At 38.3% G+C, this 12,058-nt stretch carries 7 protein-coding genes, 2 rRNA genes and 1 pseudogene; all 10 read right to left on the bottom strand.

From position 1 onward, the window contains the following. Positions 1–129 precede the first annotated feature (129 nt). The 10 genes and pseudogenes from K337_RS0100950 to K337_RS0101000 all read right to left on the bottom strand — a co-directional run bounded on the left by K337_RS0100950 (position 130) and on the right by K337_RS0101000 (position 12,052). Positions 130–3,073, bottom strand: a 23S ribosomal RNA gene (locus K337_RS0100950). Positions 3,074–3,359: 286 nt separating this feature from the next. After that, positions 3,360–4,878: ribosomal RNA gene (locus tag K337_RS0100955) — 16S ribosomal RNA — on the bottom strand. Together the 16S and 23S rRNA genes form the textbook arrangement of a ribosomal RNA operon. A gap of 476 nt (positions 4,879–5,354) precedes the next feature. Beyond that, on the bottom strand, positions 5,355–5,576 hold the full coding sequence (locus tag K337_RS0100965; protein ID WP_028854940.1) for a hypothetical protein: 222 nt from the start codon (positions 5,574–5,576) through the stop codon (positions 5,355–5,357). After that, positions 5,555–5,839, bottom strand: a pseudogene (locus tag K337_RS0100970) (sulfatase-like hydrolase/transferase); the annotation flags it as partial. The gene K337_RS0100965 and the pseudogene K337_RS0100970, both read right to left, overlap by 22 nt. 39 nt (positions 5,840–5,878) lie before the next feature. Then, the gene (locus K337_RS17405; protein WP_051251549.1) at positions 5,879–6,829 is read right to left on the bottom strand and encodes a hypothetical protein; all 951 of its coding nucleotides are present in this window, start codon (positions 6,827–6,829) and stop codon (positions 5,879–5,881) included. Then, on the bottom strand, positions 6,829–7,857 hold the full coding sequence (gene mreB / locus K337_RS0100980) for a rod shape-determining protein (protein ID WP_028854942.1): 1,029 nt from the start codon (positions 7,855–7,857) through the stop codon (positions 6,829–6,831). The genes K337_RS17405 and mreB overlap by 1 nt, the downstream gene beginning before the upstream one ends. Before the next feature lie 169 nt (positions 7,858–8,026). After that, positions 8,027–8,419 (bottom strand): Mini-ribonuclease 3, encoded by a 393-nt coding sequence (locus K337_RS0100985; RefSeq protein WP_028854943.1) that lies wholly within the window; start codon positions 8,417–8,419, stop codon positions 8,027–8,029. Beyond that, entirely contained in the window at positions 8,407–9,900 is a 1,494-nt protein-coding gene (cysS, locus tag K337_RS0100990; protein ID WP_028854944.1) for a cysteine--tRNA ligase, read from the bottom strand. Before cysS ends, K337_RS0100985 begins: the two co-directional genes overlap by 13 nt. Beyond that, positions 9,893–11,161 (bottom strand): hypothetical protein, encoded by a 1,269-nt coding sequence (locus K337_RS0100995; RefSeq protein WP_028854945.1) that lies wholly within the window; start codon positions 11,159–11,161, stop codon positions 9,893–9,895. The genes cysS and K337_RS0100995 overlap by 8 nt, the downstream gene beginning before the upstream one ends. 75 nt (positions 11,162–11,236) lie before the next feature. Next, a complete protein-coding gene (locus K337_RS0101000) occupies positions 11,237–12,052 on the bottom strand; it encodes a nitrilase-related carbon-nitrogen hydrolase (RefSeq protein ID WP_028854946.1) in 816 nt (271 codons plus the stop codon). Between the last annotated feature and the right edge of the window lie 6 nt (positions 12,053–12,058).

Below are 12,058 nucleotides of genomic sequence, written 5' to 3' on the forward strand. Positions count from 1 at the left end.
TTATCGCAAAACCCTTGATTTATTAAATAAATCTTAGTGTTTTGGTGATGACCTTTACGGTTAAACATTCAAAACTATATAATAATGTTTTTTCTAAATTAACTCTTTTCTTCTAAATCAATTTTACTTTAGGTAAAGTGTTCGTCATATTAGTATTGGTCAGCTAAAGACTTCACAGCCCTTACACCCCCAACCTATCAACCTCCTAGTCTCGAAGGTGACTTATCAATGATAGAATACTTATCTCTGAGTTGGCTTCCCGCTTAGATGCTTTCAGCGGTTATCCATTCCAAACGTGACTACCCAGCTATGCCATTGGCATGACAACTGGTACATTAGAGGTTTGTCCATCCCGGTCCTCTCGTACTAAGGACAGATCTCATCAATATTCTTACGCCTACAGTGGATAGGGACCGAACTGTCTCACGACGTTCTGAACCCAGCTCACGTACCGCTTTAATGGGCGAACAGCCCAACCCTTGGGACCTTCTCCAGCCCCAGGATGCGATGAGCCGACATCGAGGTGCCAAACTTTGCCGTCGATATGGACTCTCGGGCAAAATCAGCCTGTTATCCCCGGGGTAGCTTTTATCCGTTGAGCGATGGCCCTTCCATTCGGAACCACCGGATCACTATGTCCTGCTTTCGCACCTGCTCGATGTGTCTATCTCACAGTCAAGCTCCCTTATGCCATTGCACTCTTCGGTTGATTTCCATCCAACCTGAGGGAACCTTTGAACGCCTCCGTTACTCTTTCGGAGGCGACCGCCCCAGTCAAACTACCCACCTAGCACTGTCTCCATGATTACACATCACAGATTAGAATCAAAATGTTATATGGTTGGTATTCCACCAGCGACTCATATGCAGCTAGCGCCACACATTCACAGTCTCCCAACTATCCTATACACATAACATCTCAACCCAATACCAAGCTATAGTAAAGCTCCACGGGGTCTTTCCGTCCTACTGTAGGTAACCGGTATCTTCACCGGTAGTACAATTTCACCAGGCCTCCCGCCAAGACAGCATTCGAGTCATTACACCATTCGTGCAGGTCGGAACTTACCCGACAAGGAATTTCGCTACCTTAGGACCGTTATAGTTACGGCCGCCGTTCACCGGGGCTTCAATTTGAGTCGCTAAACCCTCCTCTTAACCTTCCGGCACTGGGCAGGTGTCAGCCCATATACATCGCCTTTCAGCTTAGCATAGACCTGTGTTTTTGCTAAACAGTTGCTCGAATCTCTTCACTGCGGCCATCAAAAGCTCAAGAACGCGTGTTTCTATCACCTTTAATGGCACCCCTTCTCCCGAAGTTACGGGGCCATTTTGCAGAGTTCCTTAGCGAGAGTTAGCCTGTACGCCTTAGATTTCTCATCCTAACCACCTGTGTCGGTTTACGGTACGGGCACTATAATTCTCAATAGAAGCTTTTCTCGGCAGCGTGGGATTTGTACCTTCGTGTTCATTACAAACACTCCGCATCACACCTCAGATCTAAAACCGTGGATTTTCCTGCGGTTCCATCCTACATGCTTACACAGACATATCCAACAGTCTGCGCACATACCCTTCTGCGTCCCTCCATCTCTCAAACAAATTATAGTGGCGCAGTAATATTAAACTGCTTTCCATTCGCCTACGCAATCTAGCCTCGGCTTAGGTCCCGGCTTACCCAGAGAAGACAAGCTTTACTCTGGAAACCTTGGTTTTCCGGCGAGAGGGATTCTCACCCTCTTTCTCGCTACTCATTCCTGCATTCTCACTTCCGATACCTCCAGATTGGGTTACCCCTTATCCTTCAACGGCCTACGGAACGCTCTCCTACCAGTCTACACATAGTGTATACTCCACAACTTCGGTTTATATCTTAGCCCCGTTACATTGTCGGCGCAGAGACTCTCGACCAGTGAGCTATTACGCACTCTTTAAATGTATGGCTGCTTCTAAGCCAACATCCTGGTTGTTTCAGAATCTCCACCTCCTTTCCCACTTAGATATAATTTGGGACCTTAGTTGGTGGTCTGGGCTGTTTCCCTTTTGACCATGGATCTTAGTACCCATAGTCTCACTCCTGATCTCTTGAAATATGGTATTCGGAGTTTGATTGATTTCGCTAAGCAATATGCCCGCTAGACCATTCAGTGCTCTACCCCCATATTTAAACAATCAAGGCTGCACCTAAATGCATTTCGGAGAGAACGAGCTATCTCCTGGTTCGATTGGCTTTTCACCCCTATACCTACCTCATCCCCCGGCTTTTCAACGACGGTGGGTTCAGACCTCCACTGTGTCTTACCACAGCTTCATCTTGGACAGGCATAGATCACCAGGTTTCGCGTCTACAACCAACGACTAATTCGCCCTATTCAGACTCGGTTTCCCTTCGGCTCCGTTATACTTAACCTCGCCATTGATCGTAACTCGCAGGATCATTCTCCAAAAGGCACGCCATCACACGCCCGAAGGCTCTGCTCTGACCGCTTGTAAGCACACGGTTTCAGGTTCTATTTCACTCCCCTCCCGGGGTTCTTTTCACCTTTCCCTCACGGTACTATTCACTATCGGTTAGTAAGAGTATTTAGCCTTACGAGATATGGTCCTCGCTGATTCACACAGGGTTTCTCGTGTCCCGTGCTACTTGGGATTACAGTGACTTGCTAACATAAGTTCCCTATACAGGACTATCACCTTCTACGGTTGAACTTTCCAGTTCATTCTAGTACCTCTGTTAGTCAAGCGCAGACTTTGCAGATCTGCTACTCTGTATCCCACTACCCCCAACAAGCAACGCCTGCATGCTATCACACTTGTTCGGTTTGGGCTCTTCCCCGTTCGCTCGCCGCTACTTAGGGAATCGTTTTTACTTTCTCTTCCTCGGATTACTTAGATGTTTCAGTTCATCCGGTTCCCGTTTCCACACTAGTTCTTCAAACTAGTAGGTTTACCCATTCGGAAATCTAAGACTATTACGCTCAATTGCAGCTTGTCTTAGCTTATCGCAGCTTATCACGTCCTTCATCGGCTCTTACTACCAAGGCATTCTCCGTGCGCCCTTAATTTCTTAACCTATTATTAAAATAGAATTTTAATATTTTTTGCTTAATTTGTTTTTAGAATTTTTGAAATCTAATTTACGTTCAGTTATTTCTAACTCTTCGTTAATTATCGTTATGCTCTCACATAACTTGAAGATCTAATAAAATTGTTAATTTATTATTTCATTACTATATAGTTTTCAATGTCCAACTGGTATTTTCTCTCAAAAAAGAGAACATTACCAAATAAATAGAGAAAGAGACGCGTAAATATTCTTTATATAGATCAGTAAACTGATCTCATAAAGTGCTCCTTAGAAAGGAGGTGATCCATCCGCACCTTCCGGTACGGATACCTTGTTACGACTTCACCCCAATCGCTAATCACACCTTAGGAACATCCCTCCATAAATGGTTAGGCCTGCTACTTTAGGTGCAACCAACTCTCGTGGTGTGACGGGCGGTGTGTACAAGACCCGAGAACGTATTCACCGCGACATTGCTGATTCGCGATTACTAGCGATTCCAACTTCACGCAGTCGAGTTGCAGACTGCGATCCGAACTAAGATTGGCTTTCTGAGATTTGCTCCACCTCGCGGTATTGCTGCTCTCTGTACCAACCATTGTAGCACGTGTGTAGCCCAGCACATAAGGGGCATGATGACTTGACGTCATCCCCACCTTCCTCCTGCTCGTCGCAGGCAGTCTCGCATGAGTCCCCAACTTAATGATGGTAACATACGATAGGGGTTGCGCTCGTTGCGGGACTTAACCCAACATCTCACGACACGAGCTGACGACAGCCATGCACCACCTGTATCAACGTTCCACCGAAGCGGCACCAAGTCATCTCTGACGAGTTCGTTGTATGTCAAGTGCTGGTAAGGTTCCTCGCGTTGCGTCGAATTAAACCACATGCTCCACCGCTTGTGCGGGTCCCCGTCAATTCCTTTGAGTTTCACACTTGCGTGCGTACTCCCCAGGCGGTTCACTTATCGCGTTAGCTTCGGCACAGAGGTTCGACCCCCTACACCCAGTGAACATCGTTTACGGCGTGGACTACCAGGGTATCTAATCCTGTTCGCTCCCCACGCTTTCGAGCTTTAGCGTCAGTATCTGTCCAGTGAGCTGTCTTCACTATCGGCATTCCTACAAATATCTACGAATTTCACCTCTACACTTGTAGTTCCGCCCACCTCTCCAGTACTCTAGCCTGCCAGTTTCAAACGCAATACGGAGTTGAGCCCCGCATTTTCACATCTGACTTAACAAGCCGCCTAGACTCGCTTTACGCCCAATAATTCCGGATAACGCTTGCGACATACGTATTACCGCGGCTGCTGGCACGTATTTAGCCGTCGCTTCTTCTGGTGGTACCGTCACTTTCTTCTTCCCACCTGAAAGCACTTTACAATCCGAAGACCTTCATCGTGCACACAGAATTGCTGGATCAGACTTTTGGTCCATTGTCCAATATTCCCCACTGCTGCCTCCCGTAGGAGTAAGGGCCGTGTCTCAGTCCCCTTGTGGCCGTTCACCCTCTCAGGCCGGCTATCCATCGTCGGCTTGGTAGGCCATTACCCTACCAACTACCTAATGGAACGCAAAGTTCTCCTTCAGCGCATATAGCTTTCATAAGTCCTTGATGCCAAGGTCTCATAATATCCGGTATTAGCTAACCTTTCGATTAGTTGTCCCAGTCTGAAGGGCAAATTCTTTACGCGTTACTCACCCGTCCGCCACCGTACTATCTTCCGAAGAAGAATTCCAGTCGACTTGCATGTGTTAAGCATTCTGTCAGCGTTCATCCTGAGCCAGGATCAAACTCTACATTCAAATTTATATCCTAACTTCATAAATGAAGTTTAGCTATCTATTAAAAGATAATTATTTTTATAGTGGTTCATTCCACTGTACACCTTAATCGATTGTTTGAAAACAAAGTTTCAAACGACAATTGAGTTTTTAATTTACACTTTCTTTCTCTATTTAATTGCTAATGTCCTATTAAATGTCTCGCTTCAAGTCGCTTTCGCTTTCCCTCGCGGACAAGAAGAAGTATACCGCGTTTACAAGTTTTCGTCAAGGATTTTTTTGTTTTTTTCTCCACCACCCCCACTCCACCATTCTAGATCACTTATCAAACACCCCAATAAAATCAAGGCTAAACCCTCATATTACACTTAATATTTTTGTTCAAAAAAACCACTAGACTAATGTAAAATTATTTACATTAGTCTAGTGGTTTCTATAATCTTCAGCATTAAATCATCCAATCATTAGTTTTCTTTTCCAAAAGTCCCTTCTTTTTCCTACTCTATAGACAATTCTAAAAATGTTCTAGTTTTTTTTCTATAATTTTCTAAAGCTACCTCTTTTACTACTTTATTATCTTTTTTATTTAAAAGTTTATCCTTTTTTCCGATTATATCTTCTATATAGATATAATCTTTATCAATAATGCCCACGTACTGAGTATCAACTACATAGGAAAACCCTTTTTTATTATCTTTTAAAAGTAAATTTTGCCCCATGTAGAATGCTCATACTTTCCTCCTAATATCCCCATAAGAGTCGGTAATATATCTGCTTGTGACCCCAATGCATCTATTACTTGTGGTTTTACTAGTTTTTTATTAGGACTCCATATCAATAATGGATTAGTAAATTTTTTCCAATCTATTTCAACCGGTACACTCCTATTTGCTCCATGTTCTGCCATAAATACAAATATCGTATTTTTAGCCCACTCTTCATTCTTTATAGAATCTATAAATCTACCAATGGCATAGTCTGCAAAAGCAACACCATCTTAGTTTTTCTCCTGTTCTTTAACCTAAAAACTCAAAAAAAATAAAGATAACGCTGCCTGGGTATTAATATTATGTCTCAACCCTTGTTTCAACTCTATCAATTTTTCTGTGTATTTAGGAGCTTTTAACCTCACTATGAAGATATGCATCAATTCTTCGATAATCTTTCTCTCATGAGATTTATTTTCCACTAATTTATCATCCTGTAAAATAGATAACAAGTCAAAAGCTATAGAAAGTTTTTCTGATTTTTTTATCCTGTCTATATTGTATATATAATCATCTATCCCCTTTAATAGATCTATCTTTGATTTTAAAGTTTTTTCTGTAAGATATAAATTGAGTTGTTCACCTAAAGCAGAATAAGATTTAATCTCATTGAGATCAAACCTTTCCTCTTTCCACTCCAATATCTCTTCCATATTCCCCATAAAAAAATCATATACCTTTTCAGTTACCCCTAAAGTTTCAGCAGAAGGTTTATCGACCTTTACTACAATAGATCTAGATAAAATAGTCGGTAAAACATTTAAAGTATTAGATACAAGGATAAAAAATGTCCCCTTAGGAGGCTCCTCCATTATCTTTAAGAGAGCATTTGCAGAATATTTATTCATACTCTCAATATCTTTTATAATAAAAACTTTTTTTCTTCCCTCATAACTAGAGCTAGAAGCTTTATATATAGTATTTTTTATCTTATCTATTCCTACTTTACTCTCTCCCTGTAGGAGACCAACAATCTCTAAGTCGGCATAGTTTCCATGTTTTATCTTCTTACATACTTCACAGACACCACAATAGTTATTCTCTATTTCCGGGCAATTCATAGCCATGGTAAAAGCTACAGCTAATCCTAATAGATCTATTCCTTTATCTCCATAAAAAAGATAGGTACCCGCTTCCTTATTTTGTCTCAACTCATTTTTCAGAAATAACTTAACTTCATCTCCAAAAATCAAACTATTAAACATTATCTTTCAGCCTTCTCAATTTTTCTAAGAACAGCTAATTTATCCAAGGCTAATCCAGCACCTAGTACCACTGATTCCAAAGCATTATCAGCTAAAACTACATTTAAAAGGGTGTTTTTAGCAAGTAATTCCGGGAAGTTTCTAATCATCGATCCTCCACCTGCCATAACTATCCCCTTATCTACTATATCAGCTGATAATTCCGGTGGTGTTTTTTCTAACACTTGCTTAACACTAGTTACTATAGCATCTAAAGAATCTTTTATAGCCTCTAATACTTCACTAGAGTTTATCTCTAATGGTTTTGGTAATCCTGTCATAAGGTCTCTTCCTTTAATTATCATAGTTTCATCTTCTTCTAAAGGAATCGCAGTACCTATCTTGATTTTGATCTCTTCAGCAGTTTTTTCCCCAATCAATAGATTATGTCTTCTCTTTATGTATTTTATGATGTCCTCATCGAAGTTATTCCCTGCAATTCTAATAGATTTACTTACAATAGTTCCACCCAATGAAATTACAGCTATATCTGTAGATCCTCCACCAATATCTACTATCATATTTCCTTCAGGAGCTGAGATATCTATCCCCGCTCCTAAAGCTGCAGCTCTGGCTTCCTCTATTAAATATGCTCTCTTTGCTCCTGCTGAAATTGCAGCTTCCAATACAGCTCTTTTTTCTACCCCAGTTACTTCGATAGGAACACAGATCATTACTTCTGGTAATACCATATTTAACTTACCGAATACTTTTTTTATAAAATATTTTATCATCGCTTCTGTAATGTCGTAATCAGCTATAACTCCCTCTCTTAAGGGTCTTACCGCCATTATGTGATCAGGTGTCTTCCCTAACATATCCTTTGCTTCTTTTCCTACTGCTAAAACTTTCTTTGTTTCCCTGTCTACAGCCACTACAGATGGTTCATTCAAAACAATCTCTTCTTTTTGCTTGTTATATACCAATGTATTTGCAGTCCCAAGGTCTATCCCTATACTCTTTTGAAATTTAAAGCCTGGAAAACTCATATTAAATTTAAACTTACTTTTTTTCTTCATCTTTTTTTTCTCATCTCCTTTTTTAATATCATTTTCTTCTGCCTGTATAGGGAATTCATGAGTTTCCCCCTCTATTTCTATTCTTTCCTCTGCCTCGATTGCTGCGGAATTCACCCTATTTTTCTGCACCATTATTTTTTTATTTCTCATCATTTTTCTTTTCAAATACATAATTATCTATAATTCCCTCTATTATATCTTCCCTTTTATTTATATAACACATGGCAATCAACGCTTCAAATGCTGTTGCGTTTTTATATTCCTTCATAGTACATGATTTTGGAAAAGTTGAAATTTTTGAATTTCTAGCTCTTCTAGCACAAGCTCTATATTCATCTTCTAACTCATCTATGACGCTTAAATATATCTTACTTTGTGCCACAGCACTCACATGAGCTTTCACTAATTTATTCAGATCTTTTACTTTGAGGTTTCTCGCTACAAATCTTTCCCTAAGTCTCAATTCCCAAACTGCATCTCCTAAATATGCCAATGATAACCCATTTAATTCTTTTATCCTTATATTGTCCATGTAGTTTTTTCCCTTCCGTCCTTTATTTTTATACCAATTCCAGCCATCTTATCTCTAATTTCATCCGATAATGCAAAGTTTCTATCTTTTTTAGCTACCTTTCTCTGCTCTATTAAAAATTCAATTAATTTTACAGTTAAATTTTCTTCATTAAATTCAGAAGGCTTTTCTATATTGATTTCTTTTAGAAGCTCCAGTAATTCTGTAGTCAGGTTTTTGATCTGCTTTTCAACTACAATCTCCACTCCTAATACATCTATTAAAGTTGTTTTTATAAATGTATACACATCTTTTAAAACTTCTTTTCCAGCATTATTTAGTTGGTGCTCCATAGATTTATTAGCTTCTTTTATAAGTTCAAACAACACACCTATAGCTTGAGCGGTGTTGAAATCCTCATCCATAGCTTCTACAAATCTTATTTTAGAACTCTCTAAAACAGCCCTTAACTCTGTTCCATCACTGCCTTCAGTTGAATTTTCAGTATCTAATTTTTCCAGCATAGCCAGCATACTGTTTTCAATTCTATTTATTGCACTCTTAGCCATATTTAATTCTGTTTCAGAAAAATCAATTGGTTTTCTATAATGAGATGAAAGCATGAAGAATCTAACAACTTTTCCTTCATAATCTTCTAAGATTTCACGAAGTAGGAAAAAATTTCCCTTAGACTTAGACATCTTTTCCCCTTTGATGTTGATATACCCATTATGAATCCAATACCTAGCATAGTCTCCACCATAAGAACACTTTGATTGAGCTATCTCATTTTCATGATGTGGGAATATAAGGTCCTGTCCCCCTCCATGAATATCAAAAGATGCTCCTAAATATTTTTCACTCATTGCGCTACACTCAATGTGCCATCCTGGTCTACCTTTACCCCAAGGTGACCCCCAAGAAAGTTCCCCTTCTTTGGCAGTTTTCCAAAGAGCAAAATCTACAGATGATTTTTTTATGTCAGTAACCTCTATTCTGGCACCGGCTTTTAAATCTTCAATTTTTTGCCCAGATAATTCACCATAATTGTCTTTATATTTCTCTACATCAAAATATACATCTCCATGAGATTCATATGCATAACCTTTACTCTCCAATATCTTGATAGATTTTATCATTTCTTTGATGTGGTCGGTAGCCTTCGGTCTCATCATTCCCTCTTCTTTCAGGTTTACCTGTTTTGTATCTTGCAGATAAGCCGCAATATATTTGTCAGCTATATCCTTTACAGTTACCCCTTCAGCGTTAGCTTTTTCTATCATCTTGTCATCTACATCTGTAAAATTTTGTACATATTTAACTTTATAATCTCTATATTCAAAGTATCTTCTCACTGTGTCAAAAAAGATAGCAGGTCTTGCATTCCCTATATGGATATAGTTGTATACTGTTGGTCCACAAACATACATCTTCACCATACCAGGTTCTATAGGAACAAACTCTTCTAATTTTTTAGTAAGTGTATTGTGTATCTTAATCATTTTTTTCGCCCTCCATCCTATTATATATTTCAAGTAACTCCCCATCTGTTATGGTAGTTCTTATCTTTATCTTATTTGCTTCTACTTTTCCTCCCATATCCACATATATATCTTTTAATACCGGATTGTATAACCCTAGATTTAAAGATATATTCATAAATTCATCCTCTTTGGGAGTTATTGACCCTTCCGACATGATTCCATTATAGTAGATAACATTGTCTTTTATCTCTATCGTTTCACCATTTCCCAAGATATATTTATCTCCATCTTTTTTTGCAAAGATTTCTATGAGTTTCTTAAAATCTTTTACCTCTTTTACAGGAATAAGCAATTGATTTTTAACATAGTCATAGATCATCTCACCATCTACTTTGTCCATATAATCTTCAAAGTCTTTCCCTGTAAACATCTTCACCAAAGATAACATTGAATTTATTTCTGAATTTACATTTTTTCTCATGAATACAGCCAAACCTTTAAAATCGGTATTAGTGATATAGATCTTATCCTTACCCATATATTTAGTGAATTTTCTATCCTTTTTCTCTATCCCATTAAGATATTTTGAAAATTCCAAATCACCATATAGGTATCCATTCATAGATAATTTATTCTTTTCATAATCCACGTTTATCTTTATAGCATCTAATCCTTGAGTGAACTCTTCTAAATCTATTACTGCTTCTCCTAAAGTATCGCCTTTCATCTTAGAAGATATATTTTTGTTGATCTCTTTTTTTACAAGTAGTTTCATGTAATCAGATAGCTTCATCACATCATCTGATACAAAATAATACCCCTTGTAGTTGGTCATATAGATTTTTTTATCCACATCATAATCTTCTTCAAGTTGTTTTTGATACACCTCTTTTAAAGAAAAATAATTTTTTCCCAGATCATCAAAATATTCCCCTTGTTTAAATTTAGCAATCGGATATAGCCATCCTAGGTTTACAACCATTATCTCCTTGTCCTCACTTTGATTTTCATCGTTAGAGTCATTGTAATAGATAAGGTCCATTCCCTTTATATATTTTGTCCACTTTTTAGCCTCTTCAAGATCTGTTTGGGTAGCTTTTTCATATAACTCATAGTAAGCATTTACTTTCTTGCTGTTCAAATCTCCAACCGATATAACCGCTTTACTTTCCTTTATTACCAACCTCTCGTGGGACAGTTGAAAAGTTAGGAGATAAAAAACCAATAATATTACTACTAAAACTGCAGCTCCTATTATATTTTTTAAAATTTTGTTCATAATATAACCTCCGTGCCTAACGGCAAACTTAAAATTAATAAAGGTAAATTCACAATTTTTTTATCATTTTAATAATTATCCAATTATATTCTTTAAACTTCTCATAACTAATTCTGGTTTTTCATCTCTCATCACAGGGTTATTTATCCTAGCTCTTCTTAAATCTCTCTTATCTAAATTTGTTATTATCATTTCCTCCTCAAAAGTTTTAGCTTCGCCTAAAACATCCCCATTGGGAGAATACACTCTAGATCCACCAAAGAAGTTTACCCCATCTTCATATCCTACCCTGTGGGCAAAGACATAAAAACTTGTGAGTAATTTAGAATAAGTCTTCATCATCTCATCCCAAGTTTGATTAGGAGATAGTTTTGTTCCCTGAGCTCCCCTTGACGGGCTGTTTGCCAAGGTAAAAACATAGTCAGCTCCATCCATGCTCAATACATAAGGATTTGAAAGATGCCAAGCATCTTCACAGATCAAGACACCAAATCTACCAAATTTCGTATCAAATGCTTTCACTTCATTTCCAGATTTTAAGTATCTTCCCTCATCAAAAAGACCATAGGTAGGCAGATATATTTTTCTGTGGGTGTGTTGTAATTCTCCATCCTCTAAATAGAAAGCCGAATTATAGTAATAGTAATCCTTGCTTTCCTCTATACCACCAAATAAAATACTTATTTTTTTGCTCAGCTCATAAAATTCTTCCGGGATTCCTGCCACATCATATGTCAATTCCTCTAACAGGTATCCAGTCAAAGATAGTTCTGGAAAAACTACCAGTTCCACTCCATTTTTTATAGCATCTTCTATATATGATATCATCTTTATCTTATTTTTTTCTACATTCCCAAGTGTTGGATTTATTTGTGCTACTGCTAATTTCATGCTCTA

Origin of the sequence: Psychrilyobacter atlanticus DSM 19335 (assembly GCF_000426625.1) — a bacterium.
Classification (GTDB): domain Bacteria; phylum Fusobacteriota; class Fusobacteriia; order Fusobacteriales; family Fusobacteriaceae; genus Psychrilyobacter; species Psychrilyobacter atlanticus.